Source organism: Methylobrevis albus (assembly GCF_015904235.1).
Classification (GTDB): Bacteria; Pseudomonadota; Alphaproteobacteria; order Rhizobiales; family Pleomorphomonadaceae; genus Methylobrevis_A; species Methylobrevis_A albus.
The window spans coordinates 41,236-59,606 of the sequence record NZ_JADZLT010000039.1; the positions used below are offsets into that span (position 1 = coordinate 41,236).

The 18,371-nt window shown below is 67.8% G+C and carries 18 protein-coding genes; 12 read left to right on the top strand and 6 right to left on the bottom strand.

The features are described from left to right. The first annotated feature begins 8 nt into the window (after window positions 1–8). From I5731_RS01915 to I5731_RS01935, 5 genes are all read left to right on the top strand, one after another. Entirely contained in the window at window positions 9–974 is a 966-nt protein-coding gene (locus I5731_RS01915; protein ID WP_197309669.1) for an ABC transporter permease, read from the top strand. 133 nt (window positions 975–1,107) lie between these two features. Then, the gene (locus I5731_RS01920) at window positions 1,108–2,175 is read left to right on the top strand and encodes a BMP family ABC transporter substrate-binding protein (protein WP_197309670.1); all 1,068 of its coding nucleotides are present in this window, start codon (window positions 1,108–1,110) and stop codon (window positions 2,173–2,175) included. 326 nt (window positions 2,176–2,501) lie between these two features. Then, entirely contained in the window at window positions 2,502–3,683 is a 1,182-nt protein-coding gene (locus tag I5731_RS01925) for a urate hydroxylase PuuD (protein WP_197309671.1), read from the top strand. Further along, entirely contained in the window at window positions 3,680–4,195 is a 516-nt protein-coding gene (gene uraD / locus I5731_RS01930) for a 2-oxo-4-hydroxy-4-carboxy-5-ureidoimidazoline decarboxylase (RefSeq protein WP_197309672.1), read from the top strand. Before I5731_RS01925 ends, uraD begins: the two co-directional genes overlap by 4 nt. After that, entirely contained in the window at window positions 4,192–5,478 is a 1,287-nt protein-coding gene (locus I5731_RS01935; RefSeq protein ID WP_328837953.1) for an allantoate amidohydrolase, read from the top strand. Before uraD ends, I5731_RS01935 begins: the two co-directional genes overlap by 4 nt. A 34-nt stretch (window positions 5,479–5,512) precedes the next feature. On the opposite strand, the gene I5731_RS01940 is transcribed toward I5731_RS01935, so the two are convergent. Together I5731_RS01940 and I5731_RS01945 are read right to left on the bottom strand one after the other, a co-directional pair. Continuing rightward, the gene (locus I5731_RS01940; RefSeq protein WP_197309673.1) at window positions 5,513–5,851 is read right to left on the bottom strand and encodes a DUF3253 domain-containing protein; all 339 of its coding nucleotides are present in this window, start codon (window positions 5,849–5,851) and stop codon (window positions 5,513–5,515) included. Beyond that, window positions 5,848–6,540 carry a DUF599 domain-containing protein gene (locus I5731_RS01945; protein ID WP_210336221.1) on the bottom strand — a complete coding sequence of 231 codons (693 nt, stop codon included), beginning with the start codon at window positions 6,538–6,540 and terminating at the stop codon, window positions 5,848–5,850. Before I5731_RS01945 ends, I5731_RS01940 begins: the two co-directional genes overlap by 4 nt. A 396-nt stretch (window positions 6,541–6,936) precedes the next feature. Between I5731_RS01945 and I5731_RS19905 the strand changes: the two genes are divergently transcribed. Beyond that, on the top strand, window positions 6,937–7,062 hold the full coding sequence (locus tag I5731_RS19905; protein WP_268926550.1) for a hypothetical protein: 126 nt from the start codon (window positions 6,937–6,939) through the stop codon (window positions 7,060–7,062). 102 nt (window positions 7,063–7,164) lie between these two features. On the opposite strand, the gene metC is transcribed toward I5731_RS19905, so the two are convergent. Next, a complete protein-coding gene (metC, locus tag I5731_RS01950; RefSeq protein WP_197309674.1) occupies window positions 7,165–8,355 on the bottom strand; it encodes a cystathionine beta-lyase in 1,191 nt (396 codons plus the stop codon). Between the two features lie 370 nt (window positions 8,356–8,725). Between metC and I5731_RS01955 the strand changes: the two genes are divergently transcribed. The 4 genes from I5731_RS01955 (at window position 8,726) to I5731_RS01970 (ending at window position 13,253) form a co-directional block, all read left to right on the top strand. Next, window positions 8,726–9,745 (top strand): amino acid ABC transporter substrate-binding protein, encoded by a 1,020-nt coding sequence (locus I5731_RS01955; protein WP_197309675.1) that lies wholly within the window; start codon window positions 8,726–8,728, stop codon window positions 9,743–9,745. Between the two features lie 344 nt (window positions 9,746–10,089). Further along, entirely contained in the window at window positions 10,090–11,295 is a 1,206-nt protein-coding gene (locus tag I5731_RS01960) for an amino acid ABC transporter permease (protein ID WP_197309676.1), read from the top strand. A 6-nt stretch (window positions 11,296–11,301) separates the two neighbouring features. Continuing rightward, window positions 11,302–12,432 (top strand): amino acid ABC transporter permease, encoded by a 1,131-nt coding sequence (locus I5731_RS01965; protein ID WP_197309677.1) that lies wholly within the window; start codon window positions 11,302–11,304, stop codon window positions 12,430–12,432. Between the two features lie 26 nt (window positions 12,433–12,458). Next, the gene (locus tag I5731_RS01970) at window positions 12,459–13,253 is read left to right on the top strand and encodes an amino acid ABC transporter ATP-binding protein (RefSeq protein ID WP_197309678.1); all 795 of its coding nucleotides are present in this window, start codon (window positions 12,459–12,461) and stop codon (window positions 13,251–13,253) included. A 183-nt stretch (window positions 13,254–13,436) separates the two neighbouring features. On the opposite strand, the gene I5731_RS01975 is transcribed toward I5731_RS01970, so the two are convergent. Both I5731_RS01975 and I5731_RS01980 read right to left on the bottom strand, forming a co-directional pair. Then, window positions 13,437–14,741: a DNA polymerase IV gene (locus I5731_RS01975; protein WP_197309679.1), complete on the bottom strand. Its 1,305-nt coding sequence runs from the start codon at window positions 14,739–14,741 to the stop codon at window positions 13,437–13,439. Between the two features lie 96 nt (window positions 14,742–14,837). Further along, window positions 14,838–15,134, bottom strand: a complete 297-nt coding sequence (locus I5731_RS01980; protein WP_197309680.1) for a DUF3572 domain-containing protein — start codon at window positions 15,132–15,134, stop codon at window positions 14,838–14,840. Between the two features lie 169 nt (window positions 15,135–15,303). On the opposite strand from I5731_RS01980, the gene I5731_RS01985 reads away from it, so the two are divergent. Beyond that, on the top strand, window positions 15,304–15,675 hold the full coding sequence (locus I5731_RS01985; protein ID WP_197309681.1) for a response regulator: 372 nt from the start codon (window positions 15,304–15,306) through the stop codon (window positions 15,673–15,675). 44 nt (window positions 15,676–15,719) lie between these two features. Next, the gene (locus tag I5731_RS01990; protein ID WP_197309682.1) at window positions 15,720–17,093 is read left to right on the top strand and encodes a PleD family two-component system response regulator; all 1,374 of its coding nucleotides are present in this window, start codon (window positions 15,720–15,722) and stop codon (window positions 17,091–17,093) included. Window positions 17,094–18,166: 1,073 nt separating this feature from the next. Here I5731_RS01990 and rpmG read toward each other — a convergent pair. After that, the gene (rpmG, locus tag I5731_RS01995) at window positions 18,167–18,334 is read right to left on the bottom strand and encodes a 50S ribosomal protein L33 (RefSeq protein WP_197309683.1); all 168 of its coding nucleotides are present in this window, start codon (window positions 18,332–18,334) and stop codon (window positions 18,167–18,169) included. Window positions 18,335–18,371: the final 37 nt, after the last annotated feature.

The window sequence follows — 18,371 nt, forward strand, 5'->3', positions numbered from 1 at the left end:
GATCATCCATGCTTGAGATCACCGTCGCGATCCTGCTCACCGTGATCACGGCGGCGACGCCGCTGCTGCTCGCCGCGATCGGCGAACTCGTCGTCGAGCGTTCGGGGGTGCTCAACCTCGGCGTCGAGGGCATGATGGTGATGGGCGCGGTCGCCGGCTTCGGCGCGGCGAACCTCACCGGCTCGGGCACGCTCGGCATCCTCTGCGCCATGCTCGCCGGCGTGGTGATGGCGCTGCTGTTCGGCTTCCTGGTGCTGACACTCGTCGCCAACCAGGTCGCCACCGGCCTCGCGCTGACGCTGCTCGGCCTCGGCCTGTCGGGCCTGCTCGGCGAGAGCTTCGTCGGCCAGCCGGGCGTGCGGCTGCCGAAGCTCGAGATCCCGGGCCTGTCGGACCTGCCGGTGGTCGGCCAGCTGCTGTTCGCGCAGGATATCCTCGTCTACATCTCCTTCGCGCTGACGGCGGCCGTCGCGTGGTTCCTGTTCAAGAGCCGCGCCGGCCTCGTGCTGCGCGCCGTCGGCGACAACCACGGCTCGGCGCATGCGCTGGGCTATCCGGTGATCGCCGTGCGCTATGCCGCCGTCGCCTTCGGCGGCGCCTGTGCCGGGCTCGCCGGCGCCTACCTCTCGCTCGCCTATACGCCGCAGTGGGTGGAGAACATGACGGCGGGGCGCGGCTGGATCGCGCTCGCCCTCGTCGTCTTCGCGTCGTGGCTGCCGTTCCGCGTCATGATCGGCGCCTATCTCTTCGGCGCGGTCACCGTGCTGACCTTCCACGTCCAGGCGCTGCGTGGCAACCTGCCGCCGTGGCTGCCGGAATGGGTCGGCGGGCTGACGCAGACGCCGTCGCAGTTCCTCAGCATGCTGCCCTACATCGCCACCATCGTGGTGCTGGTGCTGATCTCGATGAACCGGCGCACGACGCTGCTGAACACGCCCGCCTGCCTCGGCCGGCCGTTCGTGCCCGATCGCTGAGGGTTTCGGTGCGGCCGTGGCGGTCCGGCCTTGCATCTCGGCCGCGCGCGCGGCCGCCATCCAGTTTGCCGCCGGTGTCTGCCAGCGGCCCGGTCCAGACGAACAAAGTCTGATTTCTGAAGGGGATGTGACGATGAGGAAAATGCTGCTGCTCGCGACGACGGCTCTTGCCTTCGGCTTCGGCACCACTGCCGGCCAGGCGGCCGATCTGAAGGCCTGCTGGGTCTATATCGGCCCGGTCGGCGATTTCGGCTGGACCTACCAGCACGATCAGGGCCGCCTCGACGTGGTCGAGCACTTCGGCGACAAGGTCGAGACCGCCTTCGTCGAGAACGTGCCGGAAGGCCCCGACGCCGAGCGCGCCATCGAGCGCCTCGCCCGTGACGGCTGCGGCATCATCTTCACCACCTCGTTCGGCTACATGGATCCGACGCTCACCGTCGCCGAAAAGTACCCGGACGTGAAGTTCGAGCACGCCACCGGCTACAAGACCGCCGCCAACGTCGCGACCTACAACTCGAAGTTCCACGAGGGCCGCTACATCATCGGCCAGATCGCGGCCAAGGTGTCGCAGACCGGCTCCGCCGGCTACATCGCCTCGTTCCCGATCCCCGAAGTGGTCTCCGGCATCAACGCGTTCCTGCTCGGCGCGCAGTCGGTGAACCCGGACTTCAAGGTCAAGGTGGTCTGGGTCAGCTCGTGGTTCGACCCGGGCAAGGAAGCCGACGCCGCCAAGGCGATCTTCGACCAGGGCGCCGACATCATCACCCAGCACACCGATTCCACCGCGCCGCTGCAGGTCGCGCAGGAGCGCGGCTTCAAAGGCTTCGGCCAGGCGTCCGACATGATCGCCTTCGCCCCGACGTCGCAGCTGACCTCGATCATCGACGACTGGGGTCCGTATTACATCCACCGCGTCCAGGCCGTGCTCGACGGCACCTGGACGTCGGGCCAGACCTGGGACGGCCTGAAGGAAGGCCACGTCGTGATGGCGCCCTACACCAACCTGCCCGAGGACGTGGCGGCGGCGGCGAAGGAGCTCGAGGGCAAGATCGCCTCGGGCGAATTCCACCCCTTCACCGGCCCGATCCTCGACCAGGCCGGCGTGGAGAAGGTCGCGGCCGGCGCGGTGCTGGCGGATGGCGATATCCTCGGGATGAACTGGTACGTGAAGGGCATCGACGACCAGCTGCCGCAGTAAGGCGGGCAGGGGCGCTGCGCGTTGGCGCGGCGTCCCTTTTTTGCTTGTCGCCGTGCCGTGGGGCCTCCCCCCTCCCTGTCCCTCCCCCGCTTCGCAGGAGAGGGGACGATAGGTCATGGGGCTTTCGCGAAACGTAGGCTGCGCCGGGCCGACGCGTCGGTGAGGCGAATGATCCAACCTCCTGCATCCCCTCTCCTGCGAAGCGGGGGAGGGACAGGGAGGGGGGAGGCCACACGGCACAGCGGTCGCTGCGCTACTAGCCCCCGCGGCACGAACCGTGCTTGACGCCTCTTCGACCGCAATCAAAGCCCCGAGATCCCCGACCCATGCTGACCTTCGTCGCCGACTGGCTGAACATCCTGCTGCGCTGGGCCCATCTCGTCGTCGGCATCACCTGGATCGGAACGTCGTTCTATTTCATCGCGCTCGACCTCTCGTTGCGCGCCCGCGAGAAGATGAGCCCCGGCGTGTTCGGCACCGCCTGGCAGGTGCACGGCGGCGGCTTCTATCACGTCGAGAAGTTCACCGTGGCGCCGCCGGCACTGCCCGAAGACCTGCAGTGGTTCAAGTGGGATGCCTATCTCACCTGGGTCACCGGCTTCGGCCTGCTGATCACGCAGTACTACGTCAACGCCTCGATCTACCTCGTCGACCGCGCCGTGCTGCCGATGACGGGCGGGGAGGCGGTGCTGATCTCGATCCTCAGCCTTGCCGCCGGCTGGTTCGCCTATGACCGGCTGTGCCGGTCGCCGATCGGGCAGAACACGCCGGTGCTGGCGCTGATCGTGTTCGTCGGCATCGTCGCCGCGGCGTGGATGTTCGGGGAGATCTACTCGGGGCGCGGCGCGCTGATCCATGTCGGCGCGCTGGTCGGCACGATCATGGCGTTCAACGTCTTCATGATCATCGTGCCGAACCAGCGCAAGATCGTCGCTTCGCTGGTCGCCGGCGAGGCGCCGGACCCGAAATACGGCAAGATCGGCAAGCAGCGCTCGGTGCACAACAACTACCTGACGCTGCCCGTGCTCTTGATGATGGTGAGCAACCACTACCCGATGCTGACCAACCATCCGCAGAATTGGCTGCTCGTCGCGCTGATCCTGCTGATCGGCGCCATGGTGCGCCACTTCATCAACCGGCACGAGGCCGGCGACCATTTCAACCAGATCGCCTGGACGCTGCCGGTGGCGGCGGTCGGGCTGATGGTCGCCATCGTGATGACGGCGCCGCGCACCGACCCCGCCCATGCCGGGATGCAGGTCGCCGACGCCGACGTCATGGGCATCGTCGAGCGGCACTGCGTCGCCTGCCATGCCTCGCAGCCGAGCCACGAAGGCTTCGAAGAGGCGCCGAAGGGCGTCGTGCTCGAGACCGTCGCCGACCTCGGCCGCTATGCGCCGCTGGTCGATGCGCAGGCGGTGAAGTCCGATGCGATGCCGCTCGGCAACGAGTCCGGCATGACCGACGACGAACGCCGACAGCTCGGCGCCTGGATCGCGGCGCGATGAGCGCGCTTTCCATTGCGGACGTGAACGGGCTGAGCGCCGACGACTTCGTCGCGGCCTTCGGCGACGTCGCCGAGCATTCGCCGTGGGTCGCCGAGGCTGCGGCGGCGGCGCGGCCGTTCGCGGACCGCGAGGCGATGGTGGCGGCGTTCGAGGCCGCCGTCGGGGCCGCATCGGAGGCGGCGCGGCTCGCGCTGATCCGCGCCCATCCGGACCTTGCCGGCCGGGCGGCACTGGCGGGGGCGATCGCCGAGGATTCGAAGCGCGAACAGGCCGGGGCCGGGCTGGACAGCTTGACGCCCGAGGAGTTTTCGCGCTTTACCGACCTCAACGACCGCTACCGGGCCCGCTTCGGCTTTCCCTTCATCTTCGCCGTCAAGGGCGCGACGAAGCACCAGATCCTCGCGGGCTTCGCCGAGCGCGTCGACAACGACCCCGCCGCCGAGTTCGCGACGGCGCTCCGGCAGATCGGCCGGATCTTCCGCTTCAGGATCGAGGACCGGGTTCTGCCGTGAGCGACATCGATTACTCGAGCCTGCCGCCCTCCGACCGCACCGAGCTCGGTCGGCGCTGCCAGCGCCTGATCGGCGCGCTCGCCGCCGTCACCGACGATCCACATGGCGTCACCCGGCTCTACCTTAGCCCGGCCCACAAGCGCGCCACCGGCCTCGTGGCCGACTGGATGCGCACGGCCGGCTTGACCGCATCGATCGACGCCCTCGGCACCGTACGCGGCCATCTGGACGCAGCATCCGGCCCCGGGGCGAAGCGGCTGCTGATCGGCTCGCACATCGACACGGTGGTGAACGCCGGCCGCTACGACGGCGTGCTCGGCGTCGTCGCCGGCATCCTCGCGGTCGACGAACTGCGCCGGCGCCGGGTGGCGCTGCCGTTCGCGATCGACGTGCTCGCCTTCGGCGACGAGGAGGGCGTGCGCTTCCCGACCACGCTGGCGTCGTCAAGCGCCATCGCCGGCCGGCTGCCGCCGGGGGCGCTGGACCTTTGCGACGCGCGGAAGGTCAGCCTGCGCGAGGCGCTGGTCGGCTTCGGGCTCGATCCGGCGCAGATCTCCGCCGCCGCCTATGATCCCGCCGAGGTGCTCGGCTATCTCGAGGTCCATATCGAGCAGGGGCCTGTCCTGGAGCACGAGCGGCTGCCGCTCGGCATCGTCACCTCGATCGCCGGCCAGACCCGGCTGAAAGCGACCGTGCTCGGCGAGGCGGGCCATGCCGGCACGGCGCCGATGAATCTCCGCCGCGACGCGCTGGCCGCGGCGGCGGAGATCATGGTGATGATCGAGACCATCGGCCGGGCAGGGGCCGCCGACAGCCTCGTCGCCACCGTGGGGCAACTATCGGTGTCGCCCGGCGCGGTGAACGTGGTGCCCGCGCGCGTCGACTTCACCCTCGACGTGCGGGCGGCGAGCGACCCGCCGCGGCTGGCGGCGCTGGCCGAGATCCGCGCCCGCAGCCGCGAGATTGCCGACCGCCGCCACGTCGGCTTCGTGATGGAGGCCTATCACGAGAGCCCGACGACGCCGTGCAGCCCGCGCCTCGCCGCGGCGTTTGCCGCCGGCGTCGAGCGGCTCGGCCTGACGCCGCGCCGCCTCACGTCGGGTGCCGGCCACGACGGCCATGCGGTGCACCACCTGACCGAGGTCGGCATGCTGTTCGTCCGCTGCCGCGGCGGCATCAGTCACAATCCGATGGAATATGCCGAGCCGGAGGACATGGCGCTGGCCGTCGAGGCGCTGATCGGCGCGATCGAGGCGCTGGCCGCGAGCATCCCCGCGGCCTGAGCGGCACCGCGCTCCCGTCCCCCGGCGCCGGTGGTCAGCCGGCGTCGTCGTCGCCGAACGGATCCGCCAGATCGTCCGCGGGCGCGGCGTCCGGCTTGCCGACGAAGTCCGGCGCGGCGAGGCTGTAGAGGCCCTTGAAATCACGCGGATCGGCCTTGCGACCCTTGCGCACGATGACGATCTGGCCGGCGCGGGCGAGGCGCACCGCCTCGGTGCGGATCGGCGGCATCAGCAGGCGCCAGGCCTTCTCGTCGGACCCTGCGAGGCTGCGCGCGACGTCGGCGGGGGAGACCGGCCGGCCGTCGCGGCTGGCGGCGATCTGGTCGAGGATGGTCTGGCGGATCAGGCCGGCGGGCGGGCGAGGGCGGGTCATGCGGGGTCTATGGCCTTTCGGGCGCCGGAACGGAACTGGCGGTGGGCGAGCACGGCCAGCACCACCGTCGTGGTGACGATGAAGGCGACCGGGCCCAGAAACCAGCCGAGATAGCCGATGGATACGAAGAAGGCACGCAGGCCGCGGTTGAAATGCTGGCCGGCCTGGATGTTGAGGTCGGCGGCACGCCGGATTGCGCCCTCCATCTCGGGCGTACCGATCTGGTCCTTGGGCGGCAGGGCGCCGATCAGGATCGAGCAGTAGTTGAACAGGCGGTAGGCCCAGCCGAACTTGAAGAAGGCATAAGCGTAGATCACCAGCAGCCCGACCACCTTGGTCTCCCAGACCGCGCGGCTGAATTCGAGGTCGAAGGGGAGTTCCTGCACGACTTCGAGCACGCGGTCGGAGGCGTTGAGCAGCGCGAAGCCGCCGCCGATGGCGAGCAGCGAGGTCGAGGCGAAGAAGGCGGTGCCGTTCTGCAGCCCGGCGACGATCTGGGTGTCGATCATGCGCAGGTCGCGCGCCGCCGTCTGCCGGATCCAGGCGGTGCGTTGCAGGTTCATGAGCTGCGACAGGGAGTGGCCGTGCCAGCGGGAGCTTTCCGCATAGGCGCCATAGCCGAACCACGCCAGCAGGAACCAGGCGGCGGCGAGGAGGTCCGGCACGGAGAAGGCGGAGAGGATGCTCAAGCGTCGGCCCCCGAGGCAAGGTGGCAGCGTTCTCCACCCAATGGGACGAGTTTGGCGCCGAGACAAGGGGGAATGGTCCTGCCGAGGCCCGGCGACGGCGGCCCGCGAGGCGACTTTGTGACCCGGATGGCGAGCTCGCCACAATCATGGCGAAAATCCGGCGAATTTTAGGAGTAGTTCCTTTGGCCGGGATGAGGCGGCTTGCGCGCTAACTATTTGAAATCGCGCGGTTTCGCTCGGCGGTCCTGCGGTTTTTGCATGGGCGGGGAGCGCCCCGGGTCTTGCGGGCGGGCCGATCCGGCGTTAAACCCTGCGTCGTCGCGAAGACAACAACGTGGCGCCCGCTCGTACCGGGACGGCCGCAGCGCTTCGCGACAGATGGAGCAAAGGTCCAAGATGGAAGAACACGTGCAGAAGTCTTGTTGGGGTGTCGCGACCTGGACGGTCCTCGCCCTCGGCAGCGTTCTGGTGCTCGCGTATCTGCTCGGCGGCTTCGAGGCCGTCGCCGTCGCCGCCAATTAATCAACAACAACAGTCGACAGGCAGCCGGTTTCCGGTCTTGCAGAGGTGTTTTCGAGGAAAGGCGCGGCTCCCGGAGGGGCCGCGCCTTTTCCATTTCTCGGCTCAGCCCGGCTCTGCGAAGGCGGTGAAGCGGTCGAGACCGTCGGCGAGGTCGGCGATCAGGTCGCGCGGATCCTCGAGGCCGATGTTGAGGCGGATGAGGTGGCCGGGCTCGGTCCAGGTCGTGGCCGTCCGATACTTGCGCGGATCGGCGACGATGGCGAGGCTTTCGAAGCCGCCCCAGGAATAGCCGAGACCGAAGAGCTCCAGACCGTCGAGCATCGCCTTGACCGCGCCGAGCGGCGCCGGCCGCGTAATGAAGCCGAACAGGCCGCTGGAGCCGGAAAAGTCGCGTTTCCAGATCGCATGGCCGGGATCGTCGGGCCGGGCCGGATGCAGCACGCGCGCGACCTCGGGCCGGCCGGCGAGCCAGTCCGCGACGGCGAGCGCGCTCGCCTGGTGCCGGGCGAGGCGGACTTCCAGCGTGCGCATGCCGCGCAGCGCCAGGAAGGCGTCGTCGGGGCCGATGCACTGGCCGAGATCGCCGTGCATCGCCTTCAGCGCCGGCCAGGCGCGCGGGCTCGCCGCCACCGTACCGAGCATCACGTCGGAATGGCCGACGAAGTACTTGGTGCCGGCCTGGATCGAAAGGTCGACGCCGTGGTCGAGCGGGCGGAAGAACAGCGGCGTCGCCCAGGTGTTGTCCATCAGCACGGTGGCGCCGTGCGCGGCCGCCACGCCGGCGATCGCCGGAATGTCCTGCATCTCGAAGGTCTGCGAGCCCGGCGCCTCGGTGAATACCGCTTTGGTCTCGGGCCGGAAGAGCGCGGCGATTCCCGCGCCGACCGTCGGATCGTAGTAGGTCGTCTCGATGCCGAAGCGGGTCAGGACCTTGTCGCAGAAGTGCCGGGTCGGCTGGTAGACGGTGTCGGTCATCAGCAGGTGGTCGCCGCTCGTCAGGCACGACAGCAGCGCCACCGAGACGGCCGCGAGGCCAGACGGCGCGAGCACCGCGCCCGCCGCGCCCTCGAGCTCGGCGACCAGTGATTCGAGCCCATCGCTGGTCGGGTTGCCGCGCCGGCCGTAGACGTAGCGCTGGCGGCCCGACAGCATCGTGTCGACGTCGGGGAAGGTGACGGTCGAGCCGTGGTAGACCGGCGGGTTGACGAAGCCGTGCTGCTCGCGCGGGCGGCGGCCACCATGCGCAAGGCGCGTCGCCGTTTCGTGGGGTTTCGAGCGGTCTTCGGTTGTCATCGTCCTTCGCAACTCCTGCCGGGCCGGGACCGCGCCGCGCAAGTGCGGCGGGACCAATTCTGGCTTCCTTGTCCGCCCGGGCCACCGGCCGGACAAGGCCCGAAGGGTGCAATGCCAAACTTTTCTACGAATGGCCAACGATAGAGCGGTGTTTTGTTGATTTCATATGCAGTTGACGAACGTGCTTTCGCATTGTGCAAGAATGGCTTGACCCCGGCGTACAATTGCCTTGTATTCGAAAGGCGCAAAGGGCGCGGTCCGCTCCAGAGGGTCGCCCCGATCACGAACGTCGAGCGCGGCAGCCGTATCGGTCGCCTGTTCTGTTCGTGCGCCAATGATCAACACGGAACACTGGAACAGGGGCTCATCCATGAAAACTTATCTCACGCCGGCGCTCGCCGGTGCCGCCATTCTCGCAGCCGGTATGTCGGTTGCCGGCGCGGCGACCCTCGACGACGTCAAGGCCAAGGGCTTCCTGCAGTGCGGCGTCAGCACCGGTCTCGCCGGCTTCTCGAACCCCGACGATGCCGGTGAGTGGACCGGCCTCGACGTCGACTATTGCCGCGCGATCGCCGCGGCGATCTTCAACGACCCGAAGGCCGTCAAGTTCAGCGCGCTGTCGGCCAAGGAGCGCTTCACGGCGCTGCAGTCGGGCGAGATCGACGTGCTCGTCCGCAACTCGACCTGGACGATGTCGCGCGACACCCAGCTCGGCCTCGCCTTCGCCGGCGTCAACTACTACGACGGCCAGGGCTTCATGGTGAAGAAGGGCCTCGGCGTCGCCTCGGCCAAGGAACTCGACGGCGCCTCGGTCTGCGTGCAGACCGGCACCACCACCGAGCTCAACCTCTCGGACTACTTCAAGGCCAACGGGCTGACCTACAACCCCGTCGTGTTCGAAAAGCTCGAAGAGGTCAACGCCGCCTATGACGCCGGCCGCTGCGACGTCTACACGACGGACGCCTCGGGCCTCTACGCCATCCGCCTGACCTTCTCGAACCCGGACGAGCACGTCGTGCTCCCCGAGATCATCTCCAAGGAGCCGCTCGGCCCCGTGGTGCGCCAGGGTGACGGCCAGTGGTTCAACATCGTCAAGTGGACGCACAACGCCCTCCTGAACGCTGAAGAGGCCGGCATCACGCAGGCCAACGTCGAAGAGATGAAGAGCTCCGAGAATCCGGACGTCAAGCGCCTGCTCGGCCTCGATGGCGGCTTCGGCGAGTCGATCGGCCTGTCGAACGACTGGGTCGTCAACATCGTCAAGGGCGTCGGCAACTACGGCGAACTGTTCGAGCGCAACGTCGGCACGACCAGCCCGCTCGGCATCGCGCGCGGCCAGAACGCGCTCTGGACCGACGGCGGCCTGCAGTACGCTCCGCCGGTTCGCTGATCCGCGAAGCGGACCTCACCGGACGGCGCGTCGACGCGCCGTCCGGTCGATCCTCGGACTTCGGGGTGCGCGGCCTTTTCAAGCGCGTATTCCGCTCGTGATGACGGCCGACCGCGGGGTTCTCCCGCGCGGCGCGTGGCGTGCCGGCCCTCGACCGAGGCCGTCGCTCCGCGCGCCGATATCGGCCACCATCACCTGGCGCCGGCCCTCGGCGCATCTCGCGCCGTTCCGCCATCCGTCGCCGGATCGTCCGGAACCCGCGTAAGGCTCCCGTGCGCCATTGTCGCCCCGGGACCGTCCGGGACACGGAACTCCTGCTGTCCACCTCGCTCCGGAAGGTGAGCATGGCCATTCAGAACGATGCCGGCAAAGCCGGCGGGCGCAGCGGCCCCGGCCTCTCAGCGTTCATCTACGACCCATTTTATCGCGGGCTCATCTTCCAGGCGCTGATCGCGCTGGCGGTGATCTGGACAGGCTACGAGATCGTGGTGAACACGATCGCCAACCTGCAGCGCGCCAACATCGCGTCCGGCTTCGGCTTCCTCGGCCAACGCGCCGGCTTCGACGTCTCGCAGTCGCTCATCCCATTCACGAACGACTCGACCTACGGCCGCGCCTTCTTCGTCGGCCTCACCAACACGCTGCTGGTCGCCGCCCTCGCGATCTTCTTCTCGACGCTGCTCGGCTTCATCGTCGGCATCGCGCGGCTCTCGCCGAACTGGCTGCTGCGCAAGGTGGCGATGGTCTACGTCGAGATCTTCCGCAACATCCCGCTGCTGCTGCAATTGCTGTTCTGGTACAAGGCGGTGCTCGCGCTGTTGCCGCAGCCGCGCCAGGGCATCGAGCTGCCGTTCAACTCCAGCCTGTCGAACCGCGGCCTCATCGTGCCGCGCTTCATCCCGGAGAACGGGTTCGCGATCGTGTTCGCGGTCTTCGTCGCGGCCATCGTCGGCGCCGTCCTGCTCGCCCGCTGGGCGAAGCAGCGGCAGATGGCGACCGGGCAGCAGTTCCCCACGATCATCGCCTCGCTCGGCATCATCATCGGCCTGCCGGTGCTGGCGTTCCTCGTCATGGGCACGCCGATGACCGTGGAGTATCCGGAACTGCGCGGCTTCAACTTCGTCGGCGGTGTCGCGATGAAGCCGGAGTTCATGGCGCTGCTGCTCGGCCTCTCGATCTACACGGCGTCGTTCATCGCCGAGATCGTCCGCGCCGGCATCCAGGCCGTCAGCTACGGTCAGACGGAAGCCGCCGCGGCGCTCGGCATCCGCCCGGGCATCGCCACCCGGCTCGTCGTCATCCCGCAGGCGATGCGCGTCGTCATCCCGCCGCTGACCAGCCAGTTCCTGAACGTCACCAAGAACTCGTCGCTCGGCGTCGCCATCGGCTACCCGGATCTCGTCGCGGTGTTCTCGGGCACGGTGCTGAACCAGACCGGGCAGGCCGTCGAGGTGATCATGATCACCATGCTGGTCTACCTCACGATCAGCCTGACGACGTCGTTGTTCATGAACTGGTTCAACAGCCGCATGCGACTGGTTGAGAGGTAAGCACAAATGGCGACTCCGACCATAGGCTATGTGAGCACGCAGGAACTCCCCGCGCTGCCGCCCCCCGATGCGGGACGCGGCGCGGTGGCCTGGCTCCGGACCAATCTCTTTGCAACGCCGCTCAACTCGGCCCTCACCATCGCCGTCGGCCTGCTGCTCGCCTGGGCGCTGCCGCCGATCATCAACTGGCTGTTCTTCGACGCAATCTGGGACGGCGACAGCCGCGAAGCCTGCCTCGTCGAGGGCGCGGGGGCCTGCTGGGCGTTCGTGAAGGCGAAGTTCGGCCAGTTCATCTACGGCCGCTATCCGCTCGACCAGCGCTGGCGCGTCGATCTCGTCTTCATCATGCTGGTGGTCGGCCTCGTGCCGCTCGCCATGCCGAAGGTGCCCTACAAGAAGCAGAACGCGATCCTGATGCTGGTCGTGTTCCCCTTCGTCGCCTACGTGCTGCTCTACGGCGGCTTCGGCCTGCCGGTCGTGGAAACGGCGCTCTGGGGCGGCCTGCTGGTCACGCTCGTCGTGGCGATCGTCGGCATCGTCGCCTCGCTGCCGCTCGGCATCCTGCTGGCGCTCGGGCGCCAGTCGAAACTGCCGGTGATCAAGACCGCCTCGGTGGTGTTCATCGAGTTCTGGCGCGGCGTGCCGCTGATCACCGTGCTGTTCATGTCCAGCGTCATGCTGCCGCTGTTCCTGCCGCCCGGCACCAATTTCGACAAGCTGCTGCGTGCGCTGGTCGGCGTGGCGCTGTTCTCGTCGGCCTACATGGCGGAAGTGATCCGCGGCGGCCTGCAGGCGATTCCGAAGGGGCAGTACGAGGGGGCGGCGGCCGTCGGCCTCGGCTACTGGCAGTCGATGCGGCTGATCATCCTGCCGCAGGCGCTGAAGATCGTGATCCCGGGCATCGTGAACACCTTCATCGGCCTGTTCAAGGATACCAGCCTCGTCCTGATCATCGGCATCTTCGACCTGCTCGGCATCGTGCAGCTCAACTTCACCGACCCGAACTGGGCGAGCCCGGTGACTCCGGCGACAGGCTTCGTGTTTGCTGCCTTCGTGTTCTGGATCTTCTGCTTCGGCATGTCCCGTTACTCGCTCTACATGGAACGCCGCCTCGAAACCGGCCACAAGCGCCGCTAACCTCGAACCGGCAGGGAACCATTCTCATGACCAGCGTCGATTCAAGCGAACTCAAAAGCGTCGAGGCCCGGAAGCTCAAGATCAGCGACGAGATCGCGATCGAGCTGATCGGCGTCAACAAATGGTACGGCGAGTTCCACGTCCTGCGCGACGTCAACCTCACCGTGCGGCGCGGCGAGCGCATCGTCATCTGCGGGCCGTCCGGCTCGGGCAAGTCGACGATGATCCGCTGCATCAACCGCCTGGAGGAGCACCAGAAGGGCCAGATCATCGTCGACGGCAACGAGCTCACCAGCGATCTCAAGAAGATCGACGAGGTGCGCCGCGAAGTCGGGATGGTGTTCCAGCACTTCAATCTCTTCCCGCACCTGACGATCCTCGAGAACTGCACGCTTGCGCCGATCTGGGTGCGCAAGATGCCGAAGAAGGACGCGGAAGAGATCGCGATGACCTATCTGAAGCGCGTGCGGATCCCGGAGCAGGCCAACAAATACCCCGGTCAGCTCTCCGGCGGCCAGCAGCAGCGCGTCGCCATCGCCCGCTCGCTGTGCATGAACCCGAAGATCATGCTGTTCGACGAGCCGACCTCGGCGCTCGATCCGGAGATGGTGAAAGAGGTGCTCGACACCATGATCAGCCTCGCCGAGGAAGGCATGACCATGCTCTGCGTCACGCACGAGATGGGCTTTGCCCGCCAGGTGGCGAACCGCGTGATCTTCATGGACCGGGGCCAGATCGTCGAGCAGAACGAGCCCGACGCGTTCTTCTCCAACCCGCAGCACGAACGCACCAAGCTGTTCCTCAGCCAGATCCTGCACTGAGGGGGCTTTCCGCAGGGGAGCGTCGGCAAGAACCCTTCTCCCCTTGCGGGAGAAGGTTCCCGAAGGGCGGATGAGGGGTCCAGCGCCGCCGCGACGGCGGCGCATCAGGATGCGCCGCGCCCCCTCATCCGGCGCTTCGCGCCACCTTCTCCCGCGAGGGGAGAAGGGACGGTCACCCGCGCCTCACTCCGGCTTGCGTCGTCCCGGCGCCGTGAAGACCAGCCCCGTTTCCACCGCCCCGCCGCCGAACCTCGCCCGCACCTTGTCCATCGCGCGCTCGGCCGCGGCGCGGCGGGCGATGCCGGGGTCGACGAGGTCGACCGGGTCGGCCTGGTCGCCGGCGACGAGGTCGGAGATGCCGACGCCGATCAGGCGATAGCGCAGGCCGCCGACTTCCTTGCGCAAGAGGTCCTCCACCGTCTGGAACATCCGGTCGGCGAGCTGGGTCGGGTCGGCGAGCCGGCGGCTGCGGGTGAGGATGCGGAAGTCGTGCGTCTTCAGCTTCAGCGTCACCGTCCAGCCGGCGATGCCGTCGGCTTTCAGCCGCTTCGAGACCTTTTCGGCGAGGCGCCGGGCGACCGGCCGGAGGTCGGCCAGAGCCGCGAGGTCGTCGTCGAAGGTGGTCTCGGCGCTGACGCTTTTGCGCTGGTGATCGGGTGAGACCTTGCGGGGGTCGACGCCGTGCGAGAGCCGCGCGAGGCGCAGGCCCATGGCGCCGTAGCGGCGGGCGAGGTCGCGCTCGGGGAGGGCCTGGAGTTCGCCGATCGTGCGCAGCCCGTCGGCGGCGAGCCGCGCCTGCATCGCCTTGCCGACGCCCCAGATCGCCCCGACCGGCCGGCCGGCGAGGAAGCTCTTTGCCTCGGCGCCGCCGATCACGGCGTAGCCGCGCGGCTTGTCGAGGTCGGAGGCGATCTTGGCGAGGAACTTGTTGACGCTGAGCCCGACCGACACCGTGATGCCGAGTTCGGCTTCCACCTTCGCCGCGAAACGGGCGAGCACAAGGGCGGGGATCGCCTTGTGCAGGCGCTCGGTGCCGCCGAGATCGAGGAAGGCCTCGTCGATCGACAGCGGTTCGACGAGCGGGGTGAGATCCAGCATCATGGCGCGGACCGCGCGGCCGACCTCGACGTATTTCGCCATGTTCGGCTTGATCACCACCGCGTCCGGGCAGGCTTCCAGCGCCTTGAACATCGGCATCGCCGAGCGCACGCCGCGGATGCGGGCGATGTAGCAGCAGGTCGAGACCACGCCGCGCCGGCCGCCGCCGATGATCAGCGGCTTGTCGCGCAAGGCCGGGTCGTCGCGCTTCTCGATCGCGGCGTAGAAGGCGTCGCAGTCGACGTGGGCGATGGTCAGGCGGTCGAGCTCAGGGTGGCGCAGGAGCCGCGGGCTGCCGCAGGCCGTGCAGCGCCGCACCGTCGCGGAAGCCGGCGTCAGGCAGTCGCGGCAGAAGCCGCCGGATGATTGGGCCGGATCGATCGTCGACACGGGCGGCCGCTCCGATGGCGTGGGATGCGGCGCGAGGATAGGCCCGCGGGACCTGGGCGGGCAAGGACGACGCGGGCAGGGATCGCGGGCAGGGCGTCAGCCGTCGTCGATCTCGGCGGCGAGGGCGAAGCGTGCGGCGGCGATCATCGTCGGCCGCAGCCCCTCGTTGGCCGCGAATGCCAGCAGGCGGGTCTCGTCCTCGAGGAAGAACTCGAGCACGCCGACGAGGAAGCCGGGTTCTTGCGCGGCGGCGCGCAGGTCGGCGGGACCGATGCCGGAGAGGGCGAGGAAGCGTCCGAGCGCTTCGCTGTCGCCGGCGAGATGCCCGAGCGCGGCGATGGCGATCGCCTCGGAATCGGCGGCATTGAGCCGATCGTGACCCTTGTTTCTCATGAAGTGTTTGCGTTTCCGAAAGGAATCCTTGGTAATAAACAGGTGTCTATCACGGAACTCGTGGACAGGGCGACCGTTCGCCGGAATCGCCGGGACAGTGATGGTCGCCGGTCCGGAGGAGCGTACCCCGAACACCGGCGGACGGGATCGTCGGCGGAAAGAACAGCAAATGGCGAAGACGGTTCTCATCGTGGAGGACAACGAGCTCAACATGAAGCTCTTCCACGACCTCCTGGAAGCGCACGGCTACAACACCCTGCAGACACGGAACGGTATCGAGGCGCTCGATATCGCGCGGGCCCACAAGCCCGACCTGATCCTGATGGACATCCAGTTGCCGGAAGTCTCCGGCCTCGAAGTCACCAAGTGGATCAAGGAAGACGACGAACTCCGGACCATCCCGGTGATCGCCGTCACGGCCTTTGCGATGAAGGGTGACGAGGAGCGAATCCGGCAGGGCGGCTGCGAAGCCTATATTTCGAAACCGATCTCGGTGACGAAGTTCCTCGAGACGGTGCGGGTCTATCTCGGCGAGGCGTGAGCCTCGGCGCGGCAAGGGGCGGTTCGGTCGGGGAGTGGGGCGGGATGACTGCGCGGATTCTGGTCGTCGACGACATCGTGGCGAACGTCAAGCTGCTCGAGGCGCGGCTGACGGCGGAGTACTTCGACGTCACGGTCGCGACCAGTGGCCAGGAGGCGCTCGCCTTCATCGCCCGCTCGTCCTGCGATCTCGTGCTGCTCGACGTGATGATGCCGGGCATGGACGGCTTCGAGGTCTGCCGCCGCATCAAGTCGAATCCGCGCACCACGCACATTCCCGTCGTCATGGTCACCGCGCTCGATCAGCCGGCCGACCGCGTGCGCGGCCTCGAGGCCGGCGCCGACGATTTTCTGACCAAGCCGGTCAGCGACGTCGCGCTGCTGACGCGCGTGAAAAGCCTCGTGCGGCTGAAGATGCTGGCCGACGAGCTGCACGCCCGCGCCGGCACCAGCTTCGACGCCGGTCTCGACGACGCGCTCGTGCTCGCTGACCCGGCCCGGAGCGGCCCGGGCCGCATCCTCGTCGTCGACGACCGCCGCTCGTCCTATGAGCGCATCGTCACGGCGCTCGCCAAGGAAAACACCGTCGAGGTGGAGCCGGTGCCGCAGGAGGCGCTGTTCCGCGCCGCCGAGGGCGGCTACGAGCTCGCCATCATCTCGATCTCGCTCGCCGACTACGACGCGCTGCGGCTCTGCTCGCAGCTCCGGTCGCTGGAGCGCACGCGGCACCTGCCAATTCTCGTCGTTACCGAGCCGGAAGACAGCGGCCGCCTGCTGCGCGCGCTCGAGCTCGGCGTCAACGACTACCTGGTGCGCCCGGTCGACCGCAACGAGATGCTCGCCCGCGTCCGCACCCAGATTCGCCGCAAGCGCTTCACCGACCGGCTGCGCGACAACGTCCAGCTCACCATGGAAATGGCGGTGATGGACGGGCTCACCGGGCTCAACAACCGCCGCTATCTCGAAACGCACCTCGCGCCGCTGATCGATCAGGCGAACAACCGCGGCAAGGATCTGTGCGTGCTGATCGTCGACATCGACCACTTCAAGGCGGTCAACGACACGCACGGCCACGACGCCGGCGACGACGTGCTGCGCGAATTCGCGCGCCGGCTGCGCAAGAACATCCGCGGCATCGACATCGCCTGCCGCTACGGCGGCGAAGAGTTCGTCGTGGTGATGCCGGAAACCGACCTGAAGCTCGGCGTGATGGTGGCCGAGCGCCTGCGCGAGCGCGTCGCCGGCGAGCCGTTCTCGGTCGCCCGCGGCAGCAAGCTGCTGCCGATCACCGTCTCGATCGGCCTTGCCACCGTCGACCGGCCGAACGACACCGCGGACACGATGCTGAAGCGCGCCGACCTCGCGCTCTATTCCGCCAAGCGCTGCGGGCGCAACCGCGTGGTCGCCGACGCGGCGTGAGGGGGCGCGGGTTCTGAGGGAGCTGGTATCGTTCGGCGCGAACCTCAGGTTCTGCGTCGGCTTCGTCGTGGGGCCTTACCCCTCTCCCTGTCCCTCCCCCACAAGGGGGGAGGGGACGCAGGAGGTGAGGGTGGGGATTCTGCAACGGCTGCGGATCGGCGAAGCGGTCGCTTGACGACGCACCCGACCCCCATCGTCCCCTCCCCCCTTGTGGGGGAGGGACAGGGAGAGGGGTGAGGCCACACGGCACAGCTCACCCAGCCTCACTCCGGCACAGTCTCTCCCGCTAACGCGACGACCCACACGTTTACCGTAAAGATTTACCTCAAATTCGAATCGATTCGCTGAATCCGGCTGCATCAATTGCAGTAAACGAATCGTTGCCGTACGGTCTGATCAACACGGGATCGCAACGTCTTCGGACAGGTCTTCTCAGGGCCGATGCGTTCCCCAGAGCCCTGACGTATTCGAGTCCGCCGCATTTCTCGAATACGCCGGGTTGTTGGTCGATCGTGGCTAGAGTGGCCTCCTCGTTGATCCACGATCGACCAACATCGGCCTTCGCGCCTCGCGCGCGAGGCGGCCGGTAGCCGGTGACGCGTTCCGGGTCCGCACCAAACTCCGCATCCCGCATGAAGAGCCGGCGCGCCGTCCGTAGCGTCACCTGCATTGCTGCCGGATGCCGGCAATCGGCAGGTCGGGAGCACCCGTCCTCGCCCCTCGAGACAGCCGCTGCGCGGCTTCCTCAGGATGAGGCCTCCAGGATTTTCTCTTTTGAATGCAGTCCTTTGTCCTTTTCCCTCATCCTGAGGAAGCCGCGCAGCGGCTGTCTCGAAGGGCGAGGGAAAAGCCGAGGTGTCGGCAAGCCTGGTCCGGCAATGCGGCCTGGCCTAGGGAAAAGGCTGCCGGTTTCGCGATCTCGATCGGGGTCACACCAACACGTCGGTGCATCCATCCGATCGCCGGGAATCACCCGACACGCCGATCTGCCCCCCAAACCAAAAAAGGCACCCCGGAGGGTGCCTTTCCTGCGTCTCGGATCACCGTCACCGCGCCAACCGGCGCGGCCGGGATCACTTGATCTTCGCTTCCTTGAACTCGACGTGCTTGCGCACGACCGGGTCATACTTCTTCATCGAGATCTTGTCGGTCATGGTCCGCGAGTTCTTCTTGGTGACGTAGAAGAAGCCGGTGTCTGCCGTCGAGAGCAGCTTGACCTTGATGGTGGTTGCCTTGGCCATGGCGCGGGGGCCTTTCCTGAACGTATAAGAGAACGGC